Origin of the sequence: Kitasatospora sp. NPDC059812 (assembly GCF_042732075.1) — a bacterium.
Classification (GTDB): Bacteria; Actinomycetota; Actinomycetes; order Streptomycetales; family Streptomycetaceae; genus Kitasatospora.
Genome location: NZ_JBHWIO010000030.1, coordinates 68,212 through 91,897, shown reverse-complemented (window position 1 = coordinate 91,897; position 23,686 = coordinate 68,212). Strand labels below are relative to the sequence as shown.

Sequence of the window (23,686 nt, the reverse complement as noted above, 5' to 3'; positions counted from 1 at the left end):
GGGGGGGGGGGGGGGGGCCCCCCCCCCCCCGGGGGGGGGGGGGGGGGGCGCACGGGTGGTTCAGATGAGGGCGGCCTCGACCAGGTCGGCGGCCCTGGCCGCGCTGCCGCCCGCGCGGACCTCGCGGCTGAGCTCGGCCAGCCGGGTCGCCACCGCCGGGTCGCCGGTCAGTTCCAGTACGGCGGAGCGCAGCGCCTCCGGGGTGGCCTGCGCGGTGTCCAGCCGGCGGGCGACGCCGAGTTCGACCAGCCGGTCCGCGTTGTCGAACTGGTCGGCGGCCTGCGGCACCGCGACCATCGGCAGCCCGCAGTACAGGCCCTCGCTGCACCCGCCCATTCCGGCGTGGGTCACGAATGCGTCGGCCTGCTGGAGTACGGCGAACTGCGGCACCCACTGGTGCACTTCGATGTTGGCCGGGATCGTACCCAGTTCGGCCGGGTCGGTTGCCTGGCCGACCTGGAGCACGACGTGCCAGCCGGGCAGGTCGCCGAAGGCCTCCAGGCATGCGCGGTAGAAGTCGGGCTGGTGGGTGAAGGTGGAGCCGAGCGAGACCAGCAGGACCTTCTGCGCGCCCTCCGGACGGGTCCAACCGCCCTGGTGCTCGCGGGTGCCGAGGCAGGGCCCGGCGAAGGAGAAGATCTGGGGATCGACCAGCTCGATCTCGGGCTGGAGCACCCGGGGGATGAGCGCGATCCCGCGATCCGGGCGCAGCATGTACCCGAACGGTTCGCCCGCCGGCACGCCGTTGTCGGCGAGCCACTGTGCGAACCGCTCCGGGATTTTGTCCGCCTCCAAGGCCTCCCGCGCCATCTCGAAGCGCGCCAGGTGGGAGTCCTCCCGGATGATCATGGACGGCGAGATCAGCATGGACGGCACGCCCCAGCCGTCGGCCAGCGCCCGGCCCGCGTACGCCATGAAGTCGTACAGGACGAGGTCGGGCCGGTCGTCGTCGAAGGCCTCGCGCAGTCGCGGCAGCATCGCCTGCGCCTCCTCGAAGATCATGGTGTGCACACCGGCCCCGATGTTGGGGTCGACCCCGCCCTTGACGATCGACAGGGTCGTGTCGTGGGGCACGAGTCGGGCGCCGGTGGACTCGATCTGATCGGCGAACGACGGGTCGTTGACATAGCTGACCCGGTGGCCGCGGGCGACCAACTCCCGCATCACCTCCAGGCTGGGGTTGACGTGGCCGTGCGCCGGGATGTTCACCATGGCGATGTGTGCTGGTCGGGACATGTCGGGCCCTCTCCTCGTATGTCGCTAGGCGTCCTGCGATCGGCGGGCTGACTTGACGTCAACTCGCTTATCAGCACAGTACGTAACGTTGGCAACCGTTGCGGTGACGAGGGGTGGGGTTCGGCCGAAGATCGGCCGGTGTGGAGAATCACACGGAGGGCCGCGAAACGGGTCGGTCGGGGTGAGGCGGGCGGAGAGCCGGCGCCTGCGGAGCCTCGACGTGCGAGCCGTGTGGACGAACGGGAAGGGCCTGCTCGTCCTGACCCCGAAGGCCGAGCAGGCCGAGGCGGTGCTGCGAGCAGTGCGTGCGGCTCATCCGTACGAGGAACCGGTCATCCACTTCCTGCCTTTGTACGAGCCGGGCGTCGAACGATGACCGAACCGGTCGTGGCCGCTCGTCGATGGCTGTGACCGGCGTGGTCACTTCGGGGCGGACGGCGGGCTCGGCACATTGTCAGTTCTGCTCTGTGATCGAGGTCAGGACGGGGCGAAGCAGGTCGAGGACGTGGGTCCAGTTGTACTTGTCGCGGCCTCCGACGGACTTCGGCTTGTGGGGGATGTAGTCGCCGATCAGGACGCCCATCGAGCGGAGTCGTTCCAGGCTCTCGCCGTACGCGGGATGGGCTGCTTGGGCCGAGTTGACGTAGGGCTGAACGGCAGTGGGGATGCCGAGTCCGTACGCCTCGCAGAGGATGCCGAGCGCGAGGGTGTCGGATATCCCGGCGGCCCACTTGTTGATGGTGTTGAACGTGGCGGGCGCCACGGTGATGGCGTCCGCCGGGGGAAGCGGCTGGGGGATTGCGGGGGTGCGCCAAGCCGAGCGGATCGGGTAGCCGGTCTGGCGCTCGACGGTTTCCGGGTCGATGAACCCGAGCCCATGGGGGGTGGCGATGACGCCGACCTTCCAGCCTTCGGCGTGGGCGGCGCTGATCAAGGTGCCGACGTCGTCCGCGATGCCCGAGGCGCAGACGACGACGTAGAGGAACGGCTCGCGTTGGTCGGTCAAGTCTGGACTCCCAATTCCTGGCAGAAGCGGCGAAGTTCCGGGACAGCGCCGTGACGGTCACGGGCGGCCATGTCGCCAACCAAATCCAGCACGCTGGGGCGCCGACGGATGTCTTCCGGCGCACAGCTCTCCGCGATTCTGAGCGCTTTGTATCCCTCGGCCAGTCTGCCTTGTTGGCTGTACGCCCGCGCGGAATCCACCCAGAGCGCGGCCCGTCGCTCGGGAACGGGGATGGGGCGGCGCAGCAGGGGCCGGGCAGCATGCAGTGCCGCTCTGGCATCATGCCGGAGACGATTGCTGAGTCGAGGGCGGCCAGGCTGTCGCGGCAGGCGGTGCGGGAGTTGGATCCGGCCGCGACACACGGGTACGGCATCCGCTGGGACCCGGCGGCGCGGTGCGAGCACCTGGAAGCCCGTCTGCGGGAGGCGAATTGGGCGTCCCGGTGGAACTGGTGGAGGCGGGGCGCGACACCGCTTCGGGGCCGGTCGGCGACTGTGGGCAATGCGCCGACACCGTCGCAGGTGAGCACCGGGTGTGGCTGGATGGCCCGGGCTGTGTGATCGGCTGATGGCAGTGGCTGGGAGGTGCGCCCCGGGCTTGTGAGGCTGGGGTGCGCTGGGGGGTGCGCGTTTGCGCCGCCCGTTTGGGTGATGTGGTGGGGAGTTTGACGCTTGGTTAGCACATTACGGTGATCATTGTGTCGGCGCGGGCGTTCGGAGGGACGGCCTATGCGCGGCAAAAGTGAGCCCCGGCGGTGCAGGAACACCCCGGGGAATGGCACTAGGAGTGAAAGGCTCCCGAATGCACATTCATCGTATCCCGAAGCACTCGCCCGGGTACACGATCCTCGACAACGGCCACGTCGTCCGGAAGCACTCACTGAGTTGGGCGGCGCGTGGGCTGCTCAGCTACCTGCTCAGCCTGCCGGACGGTGCGCGGGAGGACATCCGGACGCTGGCGGCGAAGAGCGTCGAGGGCCGGGCGACGGTGGCGCGGGCGCTCCGTGAGCTGGAGGCGGCCGGGCACTACGTGCGGCGGACGCAGCGGGATCCGGTGACGGGGCAGGTGCGGACGATCGTCTCGGTGCACGAAGTGCCGGTGACGGGCAAGGCGGTTCACACCCTGCCGCCGCTTCCCGTGTCCCCGGCCGCCGGTGGGCCCGGAGCTGGGGTGGCGTGCGCCGGGAAGGCGGGAAACCCTTCCGGAAAGGTGAGGGTGAAGGAAGCGGAAGTTCCTTCCGTCCCTCCGTCCGAGAAGTTGACGGCGGGCATGGCGCTGCTGCTCGAACTCGGGCGCAGGGAACCCAGGATGGCGCTGGCGGGCAAGCCGCTGTGCGATCAGGCCGCGCGGGTGGAGGGGTTGCTCGCGGGCGGGTGGAGCGGGGAGGCGCTGGCGGGGATTCTGGCCGCGCCCTTGCCGGAGAGGGTCACGCACAGCGTGGGGGCGGTGCTGGCGGGGAGGTTGGCGAAGGTGCCGCCCGTTCCGTTGACCCCGTCGACCCCGTCGACCCCGTTGACTCCGAGGGCAAGCGGCGGGCCGCGTCGGCATGAGTGTCCCGGGCGGGACGGCTTGTGCGGGCGGCCCGTCGCGGGTGTCGGGCAGGTGTGCGGGGAGTGCCGGGCTCCGAGGGTGTCGCGGGCCTTGCCGTAGTCGACCCCGGGGCGGGGAGGCGGAGTTCACCCGCCCGGCGGCCGGAAGTCCGGCGGCCGGAACGTCACCGGTGCGTCGAAGGCGGCCCGGCGGGTGGCGCGGCGCAGGGCGCGCAGGACGGCGGTGCCGAGGGTGAGGCAGAGGACGACGGTGAGGGCGGCGCGGGGGAGGTCCCAGCCCAGCGACGTGGTGAGGCAGTAGGCGGCGAAGCGGACCAGGTTGGCGGGCAGCGGGTCGCCGGGGACGAAGGAGATGGAGCCGGAGAGCCCGGCGATGTACGGCCAGCCCTGGAGGTTCATGATCGTGCCGTAGAGGACGGAGGCCAGCGCGCCGTAGCCCGCGAGCAGCCAGAGTTCGCGCCGGCCGCGCAGGCGGGCGGAGCCCGGGAGCAGGCCGGCGCCGAGGCAGACCCAGCCCATGGCGAGCATCTGGAACGGCAGCCAGGGCCCGACGCCGCCGGTGAGCAGCGCGGACGCGAACATCGAGAGCGAACCGAGGACGAAGCCGAAGCCCGGCCCGAGCACCCGGCCGGACAGCACCATGAGGAAGAACATGGGCTCCAGCCCCGCCGTGCCCGCGCCGAGCGGCCGCAGTGCCGCGCCCGCCGCCGCGAGCACCCCGAGCAGGGCCACGGACTTGGCGTCCAGGCCGGGCGCGCCGCCGCCCGCCGTGCGGCCCTCGGAGATCTGGGCGATGACGACGGCGAGGAGCAGCGGCAGCAGCAGGGCGAACAGCCAGGGGGCGTCGGTGGAGTGGCCGACCAGGGCGGACTTGGTGGAGGCGAGCAGCGGCCAGCCGAAGGCCGTCACGCCGACGAGGGAGGTCAGGAGCAGGGCCGCTACGGATCGGCGGCCGAGCGGGACGGGGCGACCAGCAGGAACACCGGAAGGAACAGGGCGGCTCATGCGCTCAGCGCCTCCGCGACCTGGCGGACGGTGAGCCACGGGCCGGGTGCCAGCACCTTGGCGACCTGCGGGGCGAACGCGGGGGAGGAGACGACGACGTCGGCCGTCGGGCCGTCGGCGACGATCTCGCCCTCGGCCAGGATCACGGTGCGGTGGGCGAGTTCGGCGGCGAGTTCGACGTCGTGGGTGGCCAGCAGGACGGCGTGGCCTTCCGTCGCGAGGTCGCGCAGGATCTCCACCAGCCGGGCCTTGGCGGCGTAGTCGAGGCCGCGGGTCGGCTCGTCGAGCAGCAGCAGCGGGGGCCGGGCGGTGAGTACGACGGCGAGCGCGAGGGTGAGCCGCTGGCCTTCGGAGAGGTCGCGCGGGTGGGCGGTGTCGGCGATGCCGGGCAGCAGTCGTTCGACCAGGGCGCGGCAGGTGCCGGGGGTGGCGTCCGCGTCGGTGTCGGCGGCGGCGCATTCGGCGGTGACGCTCTCGCCGTAGAGGAGGTCGCGCGGGTCCTGCGGGACGAGGCCGACCTGGCGGATCAGTTCGGCCGGGCGGGTGCGGTGCGGGGTGCGGCCGCCGACCGTCACCCGGCCGGAGGCGGGGGTGTGCAGGCCGACCAGGCTGCCCAGCAGGGTGGACTTGCCGGCGCCGTTGCGGCCCATCAGGGCGGTGATCTCGCCGGGGTGCAGCGCCAGGTCGACGCCGCGCAGGGCCTGGACGGGGCCGCGCCGGACGGCGAGGCGCTCGGCGGCGGCGGTCGAAGCAGGGGCGGAGGTCGGAGCCGCAGGGGCCGCGCTCGGGTGCAGACCGTCCAGCCGGGAGCGCAGCCCGGCGGCCTTGCGGCGGGCGTCGCGGACGGACAGCGGCAGCGGCCGCCAGCCGGCGAGCCGTCCGAGGCCGACCACCGGCGGGTGCACCGGCGAGTGCGCCATCACCTCGGCGGGCTCGCCGAGGACGGGCGGGGCGCCCGGGGTGAGCAGCAGCACCTGGTCGGCGTACTGGACGACGCGCTCCAGCCGGTGCTCGGCCATCAGCACGGTGGTGCCGAGGTCGTGCACGAGCCGCTGGAGAACGGCCAGCACCTCCTCGGCGGCGCCCGGGTCCAGGGCCGAGGTGGGCTCGTCGAGGACCAGGACGCGGGGGTGCACGGTGAGCACCGAGCCGATCGCGACGCGCTGCTGCTGGCCGCCGGAGAGGGAGGTGAGGGCGCGGTCGCGCAGGTCGGCGAGGCCGAGCAGGTCGAGGGTCTCCTCGACCCGGCGTCGCATCACGTCGGCGGGCAGGCCCAGGGACTCCATGCCGTAGGCGAGTTCGTCCTCGACGGTGTCGGTGACGAAGTGCGCCAGCGGGTCCTGGCCCACCGTGCCGACCAGGTCGGCGAGTTCGCGCGGCCGGTGTTCGCGGGTGTCCCGGCCGCCGACCGTGACCCGGCCGTGCAGGGTGCCGCCGGTGAAGTGCGGGACGAGCCCGCTGACCGCGCCCAGCAGGGTGGACTTGCCGGAGCCCGACGGGCCCACCAGCAGGCAGAGTTCGCCTTCGGGGACGGTCAGGTCGACGTCCGCGACGGCGGGGGCGGCGGCGTCCGCGTACCGGACGGAGACCTGCTCGAAGGTGATCACGAAGCCCTCCGGGGCGGGGTCGGGGCGGCGAACGCCGGCACCAGGCCGAGCAGTACGGCCAGTACGGCGGTCAGCGGCAGCGCGGGGACGGTCGGCGGGACGACGGTGGGCGCGAAGGCGGCCGGGTCGCGCGTGGACAGGTAGATGGTCAACCCGGCGACGGCGGCTCCCGAACCGGCGGTCAGCCACTCGGGCAGCGCCCAAGGGTCTGGCCGGTAGCGGGTTCTGACGGATCGTCGGCTTCCGAGCAGTAGCCCGGCGAAGGCGGCGGCCAGGCCCAGCAGCAGCACCGGTGGCGCCCAGCCGGCGCCGCCGGCGGTCAGCAGCCCGTACGCGGCCAGGCAGATTCCGAGCAGGCCGGCCAGGGTGAGCGCGGCCGTCGCGCGGGCGAGCCGGCGCGGGACGTCCGCGGTGCGGCCGAAGCCGCGGGTGTCCATCGCCGCGGCCAGCGCCACCGAACGCTCCAACGCGCCCTCCAGGACGGGCAGTCCGACGCTCAGCACGGCGGCGATCCCCCGGTCGGTGCGGCCGCGCAGGCGGCGGGCTGCTCGCAGTCGGCGGACGTCCGCGACCAGGTTCGGCGCGAAGGTCATCGCCACCACCACCGCCACGCCCGCCTCGTACAGTGCGCCGGGCAGGGCGCGCAGCAGGCGGGCCGGGCTGGCCAGCGCGTTCGCGGCGCCCACGCAGACCAGCAGGGTGGCCAGGCGCAGCCCGTCGTACAGGGCCGCGAGCAGGCCCTCCACGGTCACCCGGCCGCCGATTCGCACTCCCTGCGCCCAGGTGGGAAGCGGCACTTCGGGCAGCGTGAACAGCACGTGCGTGCCCGGGACGGGCGAGCCGAGCAGCACCGCGAACACCAGCCGGATGCCCAGCACCAGCAGGCCCAGCCGCAGGAACGCGCCGTACGAGCGTGACCAGGGTGCGTCGCCGCGCCGGGCCGCGACCACGTACCCGGCGACGGCGGCGAGCAGCAGCAGGAGCACCGGATTGGTGGTGCGGGTCGCCGCCGCGCCCAGCCCGAGCGCCCACAACCACCAGGCCCCGGGGTGCAGTTGCCGGGAGCCGGTGGGCGGGCGGGTGGCGCGGGCGGTGCTCATGGGTCAGTCCAGGTGGAGGGGTCCGGAGGGGTATGGGAAGGGGGAAGGCGGCGTCAGGAGGTGCGGCGGCGGCGCGCCTGCCAGACGGCACCGCCGGCCAGCACGGCGATCAGCGCGCCACCGGCGATCAGGCCGACGTCCGGGCCGGAGTCCGAGCCGCCGCCGCCGGACGGGCCGGCCGGCTTGGCAGCCGACCCGAGCTGGTCGGCGCACCCGGCCTTCGGGAAGCCCGCGATGGCGCAGAGCAGGCCGTTGGCGTCGTAGCGCAGCGGCGGGGCGACGGCGGCCAGCACCTCGGCCGAGGTGGCGTTCGAGACGACGCTGGCGCACGCGCTCCGCTGCTCGGGCGGAGCCTCGGTGGAACCGGAGCCGGAACCGGAAGCGGAACTGGAACCGGAAGCGGAACTGGAACCGGAACCCGAGTCCGAGTCGGAACCCGAGCCCGAGCCGGAGTCGGCGGCGGTGCCGAAGTCCAGCACGACGGCGACCCGCTTACGGCCCGCCTGCGCGGGCGTGTCCGCGCAGAGGGCGGCGAAGTCGCCCGCCGCCCGGGGCTGCGCGGCCTGCTGCCCGCCGTCCGGACTCACCGCGAACCGCCACCCGTCGACGGCCCCGTCCGGTGGCACGGCGACGGCCGGCCCCTGCTGCTGGTACAGCCACCCGTCGCCGGTGCCACGCCAGAACGACCAGTACCGGTACCCCGTCGCCGCCTCCGCCGGCGTCCCCGCGACCAGCAGGAGCACCGCACCGAGCAGCGGGACGAGAGCACGGCGGCCACAGCGGCGGGCCAGGCGCGCGGGTCGGGGTGTCACAGCCTCTGGCCGCGCTTGCGCTGGAGGCTGAGGAGGAGGCCGCCGCCGAGGCCGATGAGGAGGCCGACGATGATCGGCCAGTACTGGCCGATGCCGTCGTCCTTCTTGGACGCCGCCGTCGTCGGTGCGGGGCTGGCGGTGGCCTTGGGCGCCGGGCCGAGGGCGGTGAGCTGGGCGGTCAGCGGGGCGGTGTCGCGCTGGGCGGCCTGGGTGACGAGCAGGAGGCTGGCGGTGGCGGAGGCGTCGGTGCCGCCCTTGGTCCAGCCGGCGCCTTCCTTGGCGAGCCAGTCGACGGCGCCGGCGGCCTGCTGGGGGTGGCCGCTCTGGATGAGGCCGAGGGCGGCCCAGGCGGTGGCGTTGTAGTCGGGGGTGGGGGCGGCGCCGGGGGTGGTGAGGGTGAGGTGGTTGCCGCCCGCGGCGAGCTGGGCGGTGAGGTACGCCCCGGCGGCCTCGCCGGAGTCGGCGTGCGCGACCGGAGCAGCCGTGGCGGAGGTGGCGGCGGAGTCGCAGCCGAGGGCCTTGGGGGCGGCGTCGGTGCGGGCGGTGGTGGCGACCGGGAGGTGGCCGCCGGCGGCGGCGAGCGAGGCCTGGGCGCTGGCGAGGGTGTTGGGGGCGAGCGCGCCGGAGGACGGGTCGGGCTGGTAGGCGAAGGCGCCGCGCTGGTCGGCGGGGGCGGCGCAGCCGAGCTGGAAGTGGGCGAGCCCGTCGAAGGCGTTCCTGCCCGCCTTGGCGACGCCGGCCGGGTCGGTCTTGGCGGCGAAGAGGGCGTTCACGGCGAGGCCGGTGGAGTTGGCGTCGCCGGGGCTGACGGGGTTGTAGGGCCAGCTGCCGTCGGCGTTCTGGGTGGCCTTGAGCCACTGGACGCCCTTGTCGACGGCTTCCTGGTGCCCGCCGAGGGCGACGAGGGCCTGGACGGCGACGGCGGTGGCGTTGCTGTCCTCGGTCTTGGGGTTGCAGGCGGCGCCGGCGGCCCGGAAGGAGGGCCAGCCGCCGTCCTCGCACTGCTGTCCGGTGAGCCAGCCGACGGCGGAGTCGGCCGGGGTGGTTTTGGCCGCCGCGAGCGCGGTGAGCGCGAGGGACTGCCGCCAGACGCCGTCGTACGTCGGGTCGCCCTTGCCGTAGAGGCCGTCGGGGACGGCGGCGGGGGTGGGCGCGGGGCTGTCGGCGAGGGCCGGTCCGGCGGTGGCGCCGGCGAGGAGTGCGGCGGACAGGGCGGCGGCGCCCAGGCGGGCGGCGGTGAGCATGGTGGAGGTGTGCCTTTCGGTGAGCGGTGGTGGCCCGGCGGGGCCGTTCCGTAGTCCTCGACGGTGCCGGGCGGTGCGCGTGGCGGGCCCGGGCTGGCCGCTCGCCCCTCCACGGGCGGTCCGACTCGCCCGGGCCGTCGCGGGGGCCGGGCTCACGGTTGCGGGGTCAGCGCCGGATTCGCACCGGCTTCCCCCGGGGGAGGGACGGGATGAAGTTGTGCTGTCCGTCGACTTTAACCGCCGGGGGCGGTCGGCCCCTCCTGCCCGGGCAGGAACAGGTTCCAGTCAGGGCGGGGTCAGGGCAGGGTGAGTAGCCGGGCCGCGGTGTGCAGGTCGGCCCGGACCTCGGCGATCGAGGCGCGGCCGGAGAGCCAGGCGACCAGGGCGGAGTGCCAGGTGTGCTCGATCACCCGGACGGCCGCGCGCTGGCTCTCACTGGGTGGCCCGGACTGGCCGATGGCGTCCAGGATGAGTTGGCCGGTGGCGGTGCTGACCTGGTCCACCTCGGCGCCGACGGAGCGGTCCGCGAAGGACAGCGCCCGGACCATCGCCTCGGCGAGCAGCGGTTCGCGCTGGAGCGCGTGGAAGGCGCGGGTGAGGGTGTCGGCGACGCGCGGGGCCGGTTCGGGGTCGGTCGGCGGGTGGCGCCGGATGTGCTCCTGGAGGCCCTGCAACTGCTCCAGCATGACCGCGACCAGCAGGTGCACCTTGGACGGGAAGTACCGGTAGAGCGTGCCGAGGGCGACCTGCGCGGTCTCCGCGACCTCCCGCATCTGCACCGCCTCGTACCCGCCGCGGGCGGCCAGGGCGGTGGCGGCCCGCAGGATCCGGCGTCGGCGTTCGGCCTGGCGGGCGGTCAGCGGCGGCTCGCCCGGCTGCGCGGGGGGCGGGGTGGTGGGGCTCGTGGAGGTGGTCGGCGGCGGCAAGGAGTGCTCCCGGGGCGCGTGGGTGGCGGCGTGCTCCACAAGGTCGGCAGGGTCGGCGTGGCGGGAATCACCAGCCCTGGCTCCTGAGGGAAAGCTACGGGCCGGTATCTTCGAGGTCTCTCATTGTTCACATGGTCGATGACGAGTTCCACAGCCACTGAAACCTGATCTACTTTAGCGACCGGCGGCAGCGCCGTCGCCAACGCAGAGACAGCAGCAGCACAGGAATAGCAGCTAGAGATGAGGGCCCGAGGATGACCGCGCAGCCGCTGCGGATTGCCCTGCTGTCGTACCGCGGGGACCCCTTCTGCGGCGGTCAGGGCGTGTACGTGCGCCACCTCTCCCGTGAGCTGGCCAGGCTCGGCCACCACGTGGACGTGATCGGTGCCCAGCCGTACCCGGTGCTGGACGAGGTCGACGGCCCCGGTTCGGTGCGCCTGGTCGAGCTGCCCAGCCTGGACCTCTACCGCGCCGAGGACCCGTTCCGCACGCCCGCCCGCGGCGAGTTCCGCAGCCCGGTGGACGTGCTGGAGTTCGCCACCATGCGCACCGGCGGCTTCCCCGAGCCGCTGACCTTCTCGCTGCGCGCCCGCCAGTACCTGGCCCGGCACAAGGGCCGCTACGACGTGGTGCACGACAACCAGACGCTCGGCTACGGCCTGCTCGGCCTGGCCCGGCACGGCTTCCCGCTGGTCACCACGATCCATCACCCGATCACCGTGGACCGGCAGTTGGAGCTGGACGCGGCCACCACCCGGGTCAAGCGGCTGTCGCTGCGCCGCTGGTACGCCTTCACCCGGATGCAGCGCCGGGTCGCCGCCCGGCTGGACCACGTGATCACCGTCTCCGGCACCTCGCAGCGCGAGATCGCCGAGCACCTGGGCGCCGCGCCGGGCGCGATCTCGGTGGTGCCGATCGGCGCCGACACCCGGCTCTGGTCGCCCTCCGAGGAGATCGCCCGCGTCCCCGGACGGATCGTCACCACCTCCAGCGCGGACGTCCCGCTCAAGGGCCTGGTGTTCCTGGTCGAGGCGCTGGCGAAGGTGCGCACCGAGCGCCCCGCGCACCTGGTGGTGGTCGGCAAGCCGCAGAAGGAGGACGGCCCGGTGGCGGAGGCGGTGCGCCGCTTCGGGCTGGCGGAGCACATCGAGTTCCGCAGCGGCCTGACCGACCAGGAGCTGGTCGACCTCTACCGCTCGGCCGAGGTGGCCTGCGTGCCGTCGCTGTACGAGGGCTTCTCGCTGCCCGCCGCCGAGGCGATGGCCACCGGCACCCCGCTGGTCGCCACCACCGGCGGCGCGATCCCCGAGGTGGCCGGGCCGGACGGGGAGACCTGCCTGGCCGTGCCGCCGGGGGAGCCGGACCGGCTGGCGGCGGCGCTCGGCCGGCTGCTGGACGACCCGCGGCTGCGCGCCCGGCTCGGCGCGGCCGGCCGGGAGCGGGTGCTGGCCCGGTTCACCTGGGCGCGGGCCGCCGAGCTGACCGCCGACGCCTACCGGGCGGCGATCGCCACCGGGGCCGGCGCCCGGGCCCGCTCCGGGCCGGGCTGGCGGTACGTGCCCTGAGTCGCTCCGGCCGCCCTGCGCGGCGCCCGCCCGGCGGCCCCGGCCGCCCGGTGCGGAGCGGTAGCGGATCGAACTGACGCGGCGTCAAGTCCGCTTGGTAGCAAAAGGAATGGGAGCCCTGCAGTGCTGACCGTCGATTTCTCGCGCTTCCCGCTCGCCCCCGGCGACCGGGTGCTCGACCTGGGCTGCGGCGGGGGCCGGCACGCGTTCGAGTGCTACCGCCGCGGCGCCAACGTGATCGCCCTCGACCAGAACGCCGAGGAGATCGCCGAGGTCCAGAAGTGGTTCGCCGCGATGGAGCAGGCCGGTGAGGCCCCGGAGGGCGCGTCGGCGGTCGCGATGGAGGGCAACGCGCTGGCGCTGCCGTTCGAGGACGACTACTTCGACAAGATCATCATCTCCGAGGTGATGGAGCACATACCCGACGACAAGGGCGTGCTCAACGAGATGTTCCGGGTGCTCAAGCCGGGCGGGCTGCTCGCCGTCACCGTGCCGCGCTGGCTGCCCGAGAAGATCTGCTGGACGCTGTCCGACGAGTACCACGAGGTCGAGGGCGGCCACATCCGGATCTACCGGGGCGACGAACTGCTCGGCAAGCTCAAGGACGCCGGCCTGGAGCCCTACGGCACCCACCACGCGCACGCGCTGCACTCGCCGTACTGGTGGATCAAGTGCGCGGTCGGCGTGAACAACGACAAGGCGCTGCCGGTCAAGGCCTACCACCAGCTGCTGGTCTGGGACATCGTCGGCACCCCGGTGATCAGCACCCTCACCAAGGCCGCCGAACGGGCGCTCAACCCGGTCATCGGCAAGAGCTTCGTCGCCTACGCGTCCAAGCCGCGGCGGACCGAGCCCGGGCGCGTGGACGCATGACCGCCGCCGTCCCCGAGGCACTGCTGCTCGACGGGGTGCTCGACGCCGAGCAGGCCGCCGGCACCGTCCGCAGCATCCTGGCCGAACAGCTCCCCGACGGCGCCATACCCTGGTTCGCCGGCCACCACCTCGACCCGTGGGACCACACCGAGGCCGCCATGGCCCTCGACACCGCCGGCGAGCACGCCGCCGCCGAGGCCGCCTACCGCTGGCTCGCCGCCACCCAGAACCCGGACGGCTCCTGGTACGCCGCCTACACCGACGGCGCCGTCACCGACCGGGCCAAGGAGACCAACTTCTGCGCCTACGTGGCCGTCGGCGTCTGGCACCACCACCTCAGCGCCGGCGACGACGCCTTCCTGGACTGGATCTGGCCCGTCGTCCGGCGCGCCCTGGACTTCATCGTCGGCCAGCGGCTGCCCGGCGGCCCGATCGCCTGGCGCCTCGACGAGGACGGCACCGCCACCGACGAGGCGCTGCTCACCGGCTCGTCCAGCATGCTGCACGCGCTGCGCTGCGGGCTGGCCATCGCCGAGTACCTGGAGGAGCCGCAGCCCGATTGGGAGCTCGCCGCCGGCCGGCTGGGGCACGCCATCACCCACCACCCCGAGCGGTTCCTCGACAAGGGCCGCTACTCGATGGACTGGTACTACCCGGTGCTCGGCACCGGACTGCGCGGCGACGCGGCGTTGGAACGGATCGACCGGGACTGGGACCGCTTCGTCGTCCCCGGCCTCGGCGTGCGCTGCGTCAGCGACCGCCCGTGGGTGACCGGCGGCGAGAGCGCCGAACTCGCCCTCGCGCTCTGGGCGATCGGCCGTTCCGACCGCGCCGTGGAGATCCTGCGCTGGATCCAGAAGCACCTGCGGCACGAGGACGGCTCCTACTGGACCGGGTACGTCTTCGAGGACGACGCCGTCTGGCCGGAGGAGCGCACCACCTGGACGGCCGGCGCACTGCTGCTCGCGGTCGCCGCGCTCGGCGGCGACCCGGCGACGGTCGCGGTCTTCGGCGGGGAGCAGCTGCCCGCCGGGCTGGTGGTCCAGGACTGCTGCTGAGGCCCGTCGCCGTGGCCGATGCCGGTACGGACGGCTGAGGCCCGTACGACTGCTGAGGCCCGTACGACGGTTGAGGCCCGTACGACTGCCGATGCCGGTACGGACGGCTGAGGCCCGTACGACTGCTGAGGCCCGTACGACGGTTGAGGCTCGTACGGGCAACGCGAAGGGGTGGGGACCGTTAGATCCGGTCCCACCCCTTCGTCGTACTGGCGGGGGCGTCAGCCGCGCTGGATGCCCGAGGTGTCGGCCAGCAGGCCGACGGTGCCGTCCTGCAGCTGGGCGACCAGCGCGCTGCCGCGCTGCTCGACCGCCAGGTACCAGGTGCCGGGCACCAGCTCGCCGACGGGGGCGCCCGCCGGGTTGTCCTTCGACGCCAGCGAGCGCGGGGCCGGGACGGCGAACCAGAACGGTGCGAAGTCGGCCGCCGGGGCGGCCGGGGTCGGCTGCGGCTGCGCGGCCGGGACGGGCTGCGGGGCAGCGGCCGCGTCCTGCGGCTGACCGGCCTGCACCGGCTGCGGCTGGCCGGCCGCCGGGTAGCCGTAGCCACCGGGCTGGGCGCCGTACGCCGGGGCCTGGTTCGGGTCCTGGCCCGGGGCCGGGTAGCCGTACTGGCCGGGCTGCGCCGGCTGGCCGGGCTGGCCCGGGGCCGGGTAGCCGCCCTGGTAGGGGACGGCCGCCGGACGGTCGGCGACCAGCGGGGCCTTCAGCGCGGGCACCATCGGCGCGGCCGCGGCCGCACCGGCCAGCACGATCAGCGCGATGAGGCCGAGCCAGGCGCCGAAGCCGTGCCCGAAGCTGCCGCCGGCCGGGCCGCCGGCCAGCGACCACAGCGCCGTCCACAGCGCGACGACGGCGAAGGAGATGCCCCACTGGTCCAGCCGCAGGCCGAGCACCTGGCGCCCGGCCGCGGCCTCGCCCTGGAAGCGGTGCAGCAGGATCAGCACCGCGGCGGCGATGCCGAGCAGGTAGATCGACGGCAGGATGGGGAACAACTGGGTGCTCCACGCGTTCTGCGACGTGTCGCCGCAGTACCGGCCGGTGCAGTCCACCGTCCAGTAGGGCAGGAAGGAGGCGATGAAGAGCAGGACGGCCGCGCCGGCGACGGCGGCGTCTCCCCTGGTGAGAGCGCGCAGATTCACTAACGTTCCCCTCGTTGACGTGTCGTGGACGGCGGTTCGTGCGGTCGGGCTGACCGGCCGAAACTCCCGAACGGACCAGAAGCCTAGGCCCAACCGCACCGCCGGTGCACGGCGGGACCGGGAATGGGGCGAAGTCGTTGCCAAAGGCGCGACCCGGGCGGCGCGCACGCCGTCCGCCGCCCCGGCCCAACTCCCTTACCGGGTGGTCAGATACGCCGTCAGCGCGTCGGCGATCCCCTGGGCCGCCCGCTGCCGCCACTGAGGATCCGTCATCCGTTTGGCGTCCACCGGGTTGCGCATGTTACCGCACTCGATGAACACCTTCGGCACCGTGGACAGGTTCAGGCCGCCCAGGTCGGAGCGGGTGTCCAGGCCGTCGCTCGCGGTGTAGTCCGCGTACGGCTCGCCCGTCGCGGCGCGGAAGTGCTCGCGCAGCAGCAGGCCGAGCCGGCGCGAGGGCTCCACGATCGCCGCGTTGTCCGCCTTCCCGGCCGCCACCTTCGCCGGGAGGATCACGTGGAACCCGCTGCCGCCCGCCGGACCGCCGTCCCCGTGCACCGACAGCGCCACGTCGGCGTGCGCGTCGGCGCCGGCCCGGGCGCGCTCGTCGATGCAGGGGCCCCACGGGCGGTCGCCGTCCTGCGCGAGCACCACCGTCGCGCCGCGGGCGGCCAGGATGGCGCGGGCCCGGTGGGAGACGTCCAGGGCGTACTCGGCCTCGGTGTAGCCGGAGTTGGTCTCGGTGCCGGTGGTGTCGCACTGCTTGCGGGAGTTGCCGATGTCGACCAGGCGGTTGATCTCTGCGGTGTGCGCGGAGTTGCCGGGGTTGTGGCCGGGGTCGAGCACGATGGTGCGGCCGGTGAGCGCGGTGGGGGAGACCGGGGTGTCCGACGGGGCGGGCGTGTTCGGCGTCTGGGCTGGGGCGGGGGTTCCCGGTGCGGTGGCTTCCGGGGTGGTGGCTTCCGGTGCGGTGGTGCCCGGCGTGGCGGTTCCGGTCGGGGAGGTGGCCGGTGCGGCGGTGCCGCCCACCGCCGCGGAGTGGCCGAGGGACTGCCAGCCCAGCCAGCCCGCCAGGCAGAGCGGAACGGCCGCGCCCACCGCCGTGGTGGCGCGCAGCAGGGTGGAGCGGCGGGGCGGGCGGGAGTTCGGGCCGGTCACGGGTGGATCAGATCCTGTCCTGGGTGCGCGGGGTGAGGCCGTACGTGTCGGCGATCGGCTTCCACTTGCCCGCGAAGTCCTTCTTCGCCTGGGTGGCCTGCGGGTTGAGTTCGTCGGCCCGCTTCTTGTCGGCGGTGTTCGGGGCCGAGCCCGAGCAGCCCTGGCCGGCGACCGCCCGCGCCCAGTTCGCGTACGCCCGGTCGATGTCGGCCGACAGCTGCCAGGCGGACTTCAGCGACGCCATCGCGTCCGCGCCGCCCGGCACGTCGGAGGCGCTCAGCCCGGCGAGCTTGCGCAGCAGTCCGTCGCGCTGCTTGGCGCCGTTGTCGAACACCTGCGCCGCGCTCTCGATGTCGGCCTTCGCCGGGCAGCTGCTCACCTTGGCGACTGCGCTGCCGATCGGGGCCTTCGCGCTCTCACCCTCGGTGAGCAGGCCGTCCAGGGCCTGCGCCTGCGTCTTGGCGTTGGCGCCGGCACCGCTCGCGGTCGGGGACGGCGCCGCGGCGGACGAGGCCGGGTCGGTGGCGCCGTTCGGCGCGGCGTCCGTACCGGTGGGCGCCGGGCCCGCCGACGGGTTCCCGGTGGACGTCGCGGAGGCGGACGGCGGGGCGGGCGAGGCCTGGTCCTTCTTGTCGCCGCTGTTGCGGGCGGCCACCAGCAGGCCGCCGCCGACCGCCACCACCAGGAGCAGCGCGAAGCCGATCAGCAGCGGCGCCTTCCGGTTGCTCGGGCGGTCCTCGTCGTCCAGGTCCTCGTAGCCGACGGGGTGGTCGGCGGGGTAAGCGGCGGGGTAGTCGGGCTGTCCCTGGTACGGGACGTACGGGGGCTGCTGCGGGCCGGCGGGCGGCTGCGGCGGGTACACGTAGCCGGGGCCGGGGGCCTCGCCCGACACGTAGCCGGGGCCCGGGGTCTGCGCGGACGCGCGGGAGGGGAACGGCGCCGGCGGCGGTACGGACGGCGGCTGCGGGGCGGCCAGGTACGGGCGGGCGCCCAGCGGCGGGCCCTGGTCCCCGACGGCGCCGGCGGTGGGCTGAGCGGGGGCGGGCTGCGCCGGGTTCGGCTGCGCCGGGGTGGGCTCGGCGGGTCGCTGCGGGCCGCGCACCCAGCCGCCCGCGCCGCCGCGCGCGGTGGGGTCCCAGACTGCCGGAGCGGTGTTGTGCTGGTCCGTCATGTGCCGCTAGCCCCCACCGTTAGCCCCCACCGTCCGCCGATGCTCTGCCTGGTGCTGCGCGGACACCGTACCGTTCGAACCTCCGCCCGACAGCTCCGGCACGACGTTAGAGCATCCGTGCAGGGCTGTGGGGCCGCTCGGCGGATCGGCCGGCGGATCGGGCGGTGGGCGGCTAGGGCGGGCGGCTAGCTCGCGGCGGTCCGGCGCAGGACGCGCAGCGAGCCCGTCACCGAGACCTCCTCGAAGCCCTCGGCCAGCGCCCGCAGGTACACCCGGTACGGGGCCTGGCCGCCGTCCGCCGGGTCCGGGAACACGTCGTGCACCACCAGCAGCCCGTCCGGCGCCAGGTGCGGGGCCCAGCCCTCGTAGTCGCCGGTCGCGTGCTCGTCGGTGTGCCCGCCGTCGATGAACACCAGGGCCAGCGGCCGTCCCCACAGCGCCGCGATCCGCGGCGAGCGGCCCACCAGGGCCACCACGTGCTCCTCCAGCCCGGCGGCGTGCAGCGTCCGGCGGAACCGCGGCAGGGTGTCCATCAGCCCCACCTCCGGGTCCACCAGCGTCGGGTCGTGGTACTCCCAGCCGGGCTGCTGCTCCTCCGAGCCGCGGTGGTGGTCCACCGTCAGCGCGGTCGTCCCGGTCTCCCGGGCGGCCGCCGCCAGCAGGACCGCCGAGCGGCCGCAGTAGGTGCCGATCTCCAGCAGCGGCAGACCGGTGCGCCGCGCCGCCGTCACCGCCGCCGCGTACAGCGCCAGCCCCTCGTCCACCGGCATGAACCCGGTGGCCGCCTCGAACGCCGCCAGCACCTCGGCCGCCGGGTGGACACTCTCCAGCAGGTCGGACATGACGGTGCTCCTCGGGCTCGGGACGTGCGCGAACGCGTTCGACCCGGACCCTACTCGACGGTAGAGGGGTGGACCACAGCGGCCCTGGAACGTGTTCTAGTCGGGTCGGGTCGCCCGTGTCAGAATCGGGCCCGACCGTGGAAACCGAGCACACGAGGCACACCGGGAGCAGCCCCATGCGCGCAGCCGTCCTGCACAAGACCGGCCAGGAGACCCTCGACGTCCGGGAGGACGTGACGGCCGTCGGCTTCGGGCCGGGCGCCGTACGGGTCCGGATGCGCGCCGCCAGCCTCTGCCACTCCGACCTCTCGGCGATGAGCGGCGTCCTGCCGCAGCCCGCGCCGTTCGTCCCCGGGCACGAGGGGGCCGGGGAGGTCGTGGAGGTCGGTGAAGGCGTGACCGGCGTCGCCCCCGGCGACCGCGTGGTGCTCTGCTGGATGGCGCCCTGCGGCCGCTGCGCGCACTGCGAGCGGGGCCGCGGCCACCTGTGCATCGCCAGCCTGCGGCGGCTCGGTGCGCCCGGCTTCCGCTTCGAGGACGGCGGCGCGGCGGTCGAGGCCTCCGGGTTCTACGGCACCGGGGCGTTCGCCGAGGAGGTCGTGGTCGCCGCGGACGCCGTCATCAAGGTGCCCGCCGACCTGCCGTACGAGGCCGCCGCGCTGATCGGCTGCGGGGTGACCACGGGCGTCGGCGCCGCCGTCAACACCGCCCGGGTCGAACCCGGCGCCTCCGTCGCGGTGATCGGCGCGGGCGGGGTCGGGGTCGCCGCCGTGCAGGGCGCCCGGGTCTGCGGCGCCGCCCGGATCACCGTCGTCGACCCGGTCGTCTCGCGCCGCGAGCGGGCACTGGCCTTCGGCGCGACCGAGGCGATCGCCCCCGAGGACCTCAAGGCGACGGCGAAGGGCCTGCCCGGCGGCGGCTTCGACTACGTCTTCGAGGCCGTCGGCCGGTCCGCCACCGTCCGGGCCGGCTACGACGCGGCCCGGCGCGGCGGCGCGGTCGTGGTGATCGGCGCCGGCGCGCAGGACGACCTCGCGCAGTTCACCATGGGCGAGCTGTTCTTCAACGAGAAGCGCCTGCTGCCCTCGCTCTACGGCGGGGCGCCGGTGGCCCGCACCATCGCCCTGGTCGTCGACCTGTGGCGGGCCGGGCGGATCGACCTCGACGGCATGATCAGCCACCGCGTCGACCTGTCGGACGTCAACGAGGCGATCGCCCAGATGCGCAGCGGCGAGGCGCTGCGGACGGTCGTGACGCTGGGGCGCTGAGCCGCGCGCCCTCCCCGAACCCAGGACCCAGGACCCAGGACCCCGAACCCAGGACCCAGGACGCGACGAGGGCCCGCCGGGGGGTGCTCCCCCCGACGGGCCCTCCCGGTGCGGGTGTGCTCAGCCCCGGTCCGCCGCGGCGCGGTGCCGGCCGTGCGGGTCGGCCTCGGGCTTGTCGTCGGCGGCGGACCGGCCCCGGTGCCGGCCGTGCGACGAGGCGTCCCAGGCGGTGCTCTCGTCGGCGTCGGTCCCGTTGGCCGTGGGTCCGGTGGTGTCGGTGAGGGTGTCGGACATCAGAAATCGTCTTTTCCGTGCGGAGGGTGCAGGTCATCGGCGCCCGGCCGGCGCTTGGCGGCGCGCGGTCGGGTCCCCGATCGGGCGCTCGGTACGCGCCACAGCCGGTGATCGCGGCCCGTGCCCCGGCCACCATAACGGCCGGAACGGACGAGATCCTATCGAGATCATGACGCGCGACCTGCCGTCGAACCCAGCCAGTGACCGACCAACTCGCGGTACAGCGGGGACAGCACCTGAAGATCGCCGTGCCGGGCGAGCACCCCCCGCCCGCCGTCCAGCAGCAGCACCCGGTCCGCGCGCAGGGCCGAGCTGATCCGGTGCGCGACGACGACGAGAGTCCCGGGCCGGGCGGCGAACGCCCGCTCGACCCGCTCCTCCGTACGAGGGTCCAGGTGGCAGGTCGCCTCGTCCAGCACCACGACCGGCGCCGGCGACAGATACGTCCGCACCAGCGCGAGCAACTGCCGCTCCCCGCCCGACAACACGCCCGGATCGCGCAGGACGGCCTCCGGGCCGCCCAGCCGCGCGACCAGCCGATCGGCCCCCAGCAAGCTGACGGCACGGGCGAGTTGCTCCTCCGTGACCTCCGGGGAGAGCCAGGTCAGGTTGGACCGCACCGGCCCCGGAAACACGTACGCCTCCTGCGGCACCAACGCCACCAGCCGCGCCCGCGCCGCCCCCGCCAGCCCGTCCGGCCGCACCCCGCCCACCGACACGGCCCCGCCCGTCGGCGCCAGCACCCCGGCCAGCAGGGCCGCCAGCGTCGACTTCCCCGCCCCGCTCACCCCCACCACGGCCACGTGCTCCCCGGGCCCGAACCCGAACTCCAGGCCTCCAGCACCGGCGCCCCGGCCCCGCCGTGCCCGAACCCCAACCCGCTCACCCGCACCTCCGGCTCCTGCCCCGGGGCTCTCCCGGGCAGCGTGCTGGGGGCGGCGTCCGCCGGGGGGTCGCTCGTAGTGGCGGCCAGGCGGTCCAGGACGACGGCGAGGTTGAGCAGCCAGCCGCCGACCGTCCCCGCCAACGTCCTGACCGCCGGGTCGAGTTGCTGCAGCAGATAGGTCGCGACGCCGAGCAGTTCGCCGGGGGTCAGGGCCTCGCGGGCGAGCAGCCACGGCGCGGCGGCGAGGACGGCCAGGACGGGCAGCCGGCCGCCGAGGGCCACGACCAGCGCGCGCAGGGCCGAAGCCCGGCCCAGGGCGCGGGCGGCGGCGGCGCTCGCCCGGGCGGCCCCGGTCAGCGCCTCGGCGACCTGCTCCCGGGTGCCCGTGGCCTGCACGTCGCGCAACCCGTGCAGCGCCCGCCCCGCCTCGGCAGCCAGCCGCTCCTCGGCGAGCACGACCGCCCTCCGCCGCGCCACCAGCGGGCGCAGCAGACGGAAGAAGAGGAACCCGGCGGCGAGCAGCGGCAGCAGGACCAGCGGCAGGACGGCGGGCGCCAGCAGCGCCAGGCCGACCAGGGCGGCGACCAGGGTGACCCCGACGCCGCGCAGGGTGCGTAGCAGGGTGGCGGTCAACTGCCGTGCGGACTCAACCTGTTCGGTGAGCCGGGCGACCTCGGCCGGATCCGCCGATGGTCGGGCGAGCGCGCTGTGGACCACCCGCTCGACCAGGGCGTCCCGCAACGGCTCCACCACCCCCGCCAGGTGCGGGAACCCGGCCCGCGCCGCGTACGCCCGGACGGCCATCGCGGCGCCGAACCCGGCCAGCCAGGCCACCCCGGCCCCCGGCCGCCCGGCCAGGAACCCCTGGTCGACGGCGGCCGAGACGAACAGCCCGGACAGCAGCGGCGGCAGCGCCTCCACCCCGGACCAGCCGAGCAGCCGGAGCAGTGGCCCGCGGGTGACGGCCAGTTGCCGGAACAGCAGCGCCCATCCGGGGGAGGCGGACGCGGGAAGTCGACGACGCCGACTTCCGGTGCCGGGCAGTCGGCCCGCGCCGGGCCGGCGCCGACGTCTCGGGCCGGGTGGCGCCGGGGTGGCTGGGTGCACAGGAAGTCGATCGGGCCGACTTCCTGCGCCGCCGTCGGACGGGCCGCAGTGGCGGGCCATCAGGCGGAGGCCGTCTGGAGGGCGGTGTCCGACAGGGCGGCGCGGTAGTCGGGGTCGGCGAGGAGGGTGGTGTGCGGGGCGAGGCCGCGCAGGCGGCCGGCGTCGAGCCAGGCGACGAGGTCGGCGCGGGCGGCGACCCCGGCGCGGTGGGCGACCACCAGCCGGGTGCGGCCGAGGGTGGCGCGGTCGAGAGCCTCGCTGACCTGGTACTCGGTGGCGAGGTCCAGTCCCGAGGTGGCGTCGTCGAGGACGACGACCCGGGCGGGCCGGGCCAGGAGCCGGGCCAGGCCGAGGCGTTGCAGTTCGCCGCCGGAGAGCCGGAGTTCGTCGAGCGGGGTGTCCCAGCCCCGGGGCAGCCGCTGGAGGAAGCCGTCCGCGCGGGCGGCCGCCGCCTCGGCTGGGCCGGCGCCGGCCAGCGCGTCGCGGACCGTACGGCCGACCAGGGCGGGCCGGGCGAAGGCGTAGCCGACCGCGTGCCGCAGTTCGGACGGGGCCAGCGCGTCCACCGGGACACCGTCGATCAGTACGGCGCCCTCGTCGGGGTCGAGCAGCCGCCCGGGCAGCGAGGCCAGCAGCGACTTGCCGGAGCCGGAGCGCCCCACCAGCGCGACCGTGCGGCCGCCGGGGATCGTCAGATCGAGCGGGCCGAGCAGCACCCGGTCGCCGTCGCGCACCACCACGCCGCGCTGCTCGCACCCCCGAGAGCCGCCGAGGGGGTGGCCCCCCCGGCGGTTTAGGGCGGGGCCGACGGCCAGCAGTTCGTCGGCCCGGGCCTGCCCGGCGCGGGCCTGCGCCACCGCGACCAGCGCCTCGACCTGCTCGAAGAGCCCGGCGCCGAGGGCAGCCCAGCCGGCCGCGGCGGCGAGCGCCCCGGGGGCCAGGGTGTCGTCGGCGAGGAGGGTCCCGGCGGTGGCGAGCACCGCGACCTCGACCACCGCGATCAGCAGGGTGGCCTGCCAGGCGGTGCGCCGCTGCGCCGCCCAGAGCGCGTGCCCGGCGGCGGACAGGCCCGGCAGCGGCGCCAACACCCGTGCCGCCTCGCGCTGTTCGGCACCGGCGGCGTGGATGCTGCGCAGCCCGGTGAGGGCGCCGCTGAGCCGGGCGGCAAGGTCGGCCTGGACCTCCTGGTAGCGGGCGAACACCGGCCCGGCCTCGCGCAGGAAGAGCCGGATCAGCACCACGCCGGGGACGACGCCCGCGAAGAAGGCGAGCGCCAGCCACGGCGACAGCAGCCCGAGCCCGACGATCGCGCCCGCCGAGGTGAGCAGCGCCGTGGCCGCGCCGAGGACGGCGGGCAGTCGGCCGCCCGCGTCGCCGGCCGAGCCCAACAGGCGGGCGGCGAGGTCGCCGGGCGGTGGTCCGTGGCGGAGCCGGCCGCCGGGCCCGAGGGCGAGCAGGTGGCGGACGAGGCGCCCGCGCAGGGCGGCGGTGGCCTCGGCGGAGCAGGCCGGGCCGGCCGCGGCGGCGGTGGCATTGGCCGCGGCGGCCACGCCCAGGACGAGGGCGAGCCGTACGAAGGCGCCGGGCCCGGGCCGGTGGCCGAGGGTGGCGTCGACGGCCGCGGCGAGCGCGGCGGGCAGGGCGAGCGTGGTGGCGGCCTCGACCGGCAGGGCGATGCTGAGTGCGAGGGTCCAGCCGGTGGGGCGGCGGGGCAAGTCGGAGCTCCCGTCGGAACGTCGGGTCGGGGGGGGGGGAGGGTCGGGCACGTGCAGGGAAACGGACGGTGCCGTCCCCCCCCCTGCCCCGCCCGGTCGGCCCCGCGGGGGGGGAGACGGC

Annotated in this window: 22 protein-coding genes, 1 pseudogene and 1 riboswitch; of the genes and pseudogenes, 6 read left to right on the top strand and 17 right to left on the bottom strand. The window is 75.2% G+C overall.

Annotated features, from left to right (window positions below; genetic code table 11):
* Positions 1-60 precede the first annotated feature (60 nt).
* A complete protein-coding gene (locus ACFV6D_RS17580; RefSeq protein WP_380560430.1) occupies positions 61-1,236 on the bottom strand; it encodes a macrolide family glycosyltransferase in 1,176 nt (391 codons plus the stop codon).
* A 220-nt stretch (positions 1,237-1,456) separates the two neighbouring features.
* On the opposite strand from ACFV6D_RS17580, the gene ACFV6D_RS17575 reads away from it, so the two are divergent.
* Positions 1,457-1,612: a hypothetical protein gene (locus ACFV6D_RS17575; RefSeq protein WP_380370499.1), complete on the top strand. Its 156-nt coding sequence runs from the start codon at positions 1,457-1,459 to the stop codon at positions 1,610-1,612.
* A gap of 78 nt (positions 1,613-1,690) precedes the next feature.
* Here the strand turns inward: ACFV6D_RS17575 and ACFV6D_RS17570 are convergent, their stop codons facing one another.
* Positions 1,691-2,242, bottom strand: coding sequence for a flavoprotein (locus ACFV6D_RS17570; protein ID WP_380560429.1), 552 nt, complete (start codon positions 2,240-2,242; stop codon positions 1,691-1,693).
* A pseudogene (locus tag ACFV6D_RS17565) lies at positions 2,239-2,523 on the bottom strand (transcriptional regulator); the annotation flags it as partial. The pseudogene ACFV6D_RS17565 and the gene ACFV6D_RS17570, both read right to left, overlap by 4 nt.
* 520 nt (positions 2,524-3,043) lie before the next feature.
* Between ACFV6D_RS17565 and ACFV6D_RS17560 the strand changes: the two are divergent.
* The gene (locus ACFV6D_RS17560) at positions 3,044-3,892 is read left to right on the top strand and encodes a helix-turn-helix domain-containing protein (protein WP_380560428.1); all 849 of its coding nucleotides are present in this window, start codon (positions 3,044-3,046) and stop codon (positions 3,890-3,892) included.
* Positions 3,893-3,918: 26 nt separating this feature from the next.
* On the opposite strand, the gene ACFV6D_RS17555 is transcribed toward ACFV6D_RS17560, so the two are convergent.
* From ACFV6D_RS17555 to ACFV6D_RS17530, 6 genes are all read right to left on the bottom strand, one after another.
* A complete protein-coding gene (locus ACFV6D_RS17555; protein ID WP_380560427.1) occupies positions 3,919-4,797 on the bottom strand; it encodes an ECF transporter S component in 879 nt (292 codons plus the stop codon).
* Positions 4,794-6,404: an ABC transporter ATP-binding protein gene (locus tag ACFV6D_RS17550; RefSeq protein WP_380560426.1), complete on the bottom strand. Its 1,611-nt coding sequence runs from the start codon at positions 6,402-6,404 to the stop codon at positions 4,794-4,796. Before ACFV6D_RS17550 ends, ACFV6D_RS17555 begins: the two co-directional genes overlap by 4 nt.
* The gene (locus tag ACFV6D_RS17545; protein ID WP_380490967.1) at positions 6,401-7,504 is read right to left on the bottom strand and encodes a CbiQ family ECF transporter T component; all 1,104 of its coding nucleotides are present in this window, start codon (positions 7,502-7,504) and stop codon (positions 6,401-6,403) included. Before ACFV6D_RS17545 ends, ACFV6D_RS17550 begins: the two co-directional genes overlap by 4 nt.
* A gap of 53 nt (positions 7,505-7,557) precedes the next feature.
* A complete protein-coding gene (locus ACFV6D_RS17540) occupies positions 7,558-8,316 on the bottom strand; it encodes an SCO2322 family protein (RefSeq protein WP_380490965.1) in 759 nt (252 codons plus the stop codon).
* Positions 8,313-9,560: a prenyltransferase/squalene oxidase repeat-containing protein gene (locus ACFV6D_RS17535; RefSeq protein ID WP_380560425.1), complete on the bottom strand. Its 1,248-nt coding sequence runs from the start codon at positions 9,558-9,560 to the stop codon at positions 8,313-8,315. Before ACFV6D_RS17535 ends, ACFV6D_RS17540 begins: the two co-directional genes overlap by 4 nt.
* Positions 9,561-9,677: 117 nt before the next feature.
* A riboswitch (cobalamin riboswitch) is annotated at positions 9,678-9,753 on the bottom strand.
* A gap of 103 nt (positions 9,754-9,856) precedes the next feature.
* Positions 9,857-10,486 (bottom strand): TetR family transcriptional regulator, encoded by a 630-nt coding sequence (locus ACFV6D_RS17530; protein ID WP_063351068.1) that lies wholly within the window; start codon positions 10,484-10,486, stop codon positions 9,857-9,859.
* A 254-nt stretch (positions 10,487-10,740) separates the two neighbouring features.
* Here ACFV6D_RS17530 and ACFV6D_RS17525 point away from each other — a divergent pair, with 254 nt between their 5' ends.
* The 3 genes from ACFV6D_RS17525 to ACFV6D_RS17515 all read left to right on the top strand — a co-directional run bounded on the left by ACFV6D_RS17525 (position 10,741) and on the right by ACFV6D_RS17515 (position 13,982).
* Positions 10,741-12,051, top strand: coding sequence for a glycosyltransferase family 4 protein (locus ACFV6D_RS17525; protein ID WP_363372255.1), 1,311 nt, complete (start codon positions 10,741-10,743; stop codon positions 12,049-12,051).
* Positions 12,052-12,174: 123 nt separating this feature from the next.
* Positions 12,175-12,924, top strand: a complete 750-nt coding sequence (locus tag ACFV6D_RS17520; RefSeq protein WP_363372252.1) for a methyltransferase domain-containing protein — start codon at positions 12,175-12,177, stop codon at positions 12,922-12,924.
* Positions 12,921-13,982, top strand: coding sequence for a hypothetical protein (locus ACFV6D_RS17515; protein ID WP_063347384.1), 1,062 nt, complete (start codon positions 12,921-12,923; stop codon positions 13,980-13,982). Before ACFV6D_RS17520 ends, ACFV6D_RS17515 begins: the two co-directional genes overlap by 4 nt.
* 221 nt (positions 13,983-14,203) lie before the next feature.
* Here ACFV6D_RS17515 and ACFV6D_RS17510 read toward each other — a convergent pair whose 3' ends face one another.
* The 4 genes from ACFV6D_RS17510 to ACFV6D_RS17495 form a co-directional block, all read right to left on the bottom strand.
* The gene (locus ACFV6D_RS17510) at positions 14,204-15,124 is read right to left on the bottom strand and encodes a hypothetical protein (RefSeq protein ID WP_380560424.1); all 921 of its coding nucleotides are present in this window, start codon (positions 15,122-15,124) and stop codon (positions 14,204-14,206) included.
* A gap of 195 nt (positions 15,125-15,319) precedes the next feature.
* Positions 15,320-16,282, bottom strand: coding sequence for an N-acetylmuramoyl-L-alanine amidase (locus ACFV6D_RS17505; protein ID WP_380560423.1), 963 nt, complete (start codon positions 16,280-16,282; stop codon positions 15,320-15,322).
* Positions 16,283-16,289: 7 nt separating this feature from the next.
* The gene (locus ACFV6D_RS17500; protein WP_380337488.1) at positions 16,290-17,453 is read right to left on the bottom strand and encodes a hypothetical protein; all 1,164 of its coding nucleotides are present in this window, start codon (positions 17,451-17,453) and stop codon (positions 16,290-16,292) included.
* Positions 17,454-17,638: 185 nt separating this feature from the next.
* Positions 17,639-18,295, bottom strand: coding sequence for a class I SAM-dependent methyltransferase (locus tag ACFV6D_RS17495; RefSeq protein WP_380560422.1), 657 nt, complete (start codon positions 18,293-18,295; stop codon positions 17,639-17,641).
* Positions 18,296-18,471: 176 nt separating this feature from the next.
* Between ACFV6D_RS17495 and ACFV6D_RS17490 the strand changes: the two genes are divergently transcribed.
* Complete coding sequence (locus ACFV6D_RS17490; protein WP_380560421.1) at positions 18,472-19,563, top strand: alcohol dehydrogenase catalytic domain-containing protein; 1,092 nt, start codon at positions 18,472-18,474, stop codon at positions 19,561-19,563.
* 120 nt (positions 19,564-19,683) lie between these two features.
* Here ACFV6D_RS17490 and ACFV6D_RS17485 read toward each other — a convergent pair whose 3' ends face one another.
* The 4 genes from ACFV6D_RS17485 to ACFV6D_RS17470 all read right to left on the bottom strand — a co-directional run bounded on the left by ACFV6D_RS17485 (position 19,684) and on the right by ACFV6D_RS17470 (position 23,565).
* Positions 19,684-19,857, bottom strand: coding sequence for a hypothetical protein (locus tag ACFV6D_RS17485; RefSeq protein ID WP_363372238.1), 174 nt, complete (start codon positions 19,855-19,857; stop codon positions 19,684-19,686).
* Positions 19,858-20,024: 167 nt separating this feature from the next.
* Positions 20,025-20,654, bottom strand: coding sequence for an ATP-binding cassette domain-containing protein (locus tag ACFV6D_RS17480; protein WP_380560420.1), 630 nt, complete (start codon positions 20,652-20,654; stop codon positions 20,025-20,027).
* Positions 20,642-21,850 (bottom strand): hypothetical protein, encoded by a 1,209-nt coding sequence (locus ACFV6D_RS17475; protein WP_380560419.1) that lies wholly within the window; start codon positions 21,848-21,850, stop codon positions 20,642-20,644. The genes ACFV6D_RS17480 and ACFV6D_RS17475 overlap by 13 nt, the downstream gene beginning before the upstream one ends.
* A gap of 59 nt (positions 21,851-21,909) precedes the next feature.
* Positions 21,910-23,565 carry an ATP-binding cassette domain-containing protein gene (locus tag ACFV6D_RS17470; protein ID WP_380560418.1) on the bottom strand — a complete coding sequence of 552 codons (1,656 nt, stop codon included), beginning with the start codon at positions 23,563-23,565 and terminating at the stop codon, positions 21,910-21,912.
* Between the last annotated feature and the right edge of the window lie 121 nt (positions 23,566-23,686).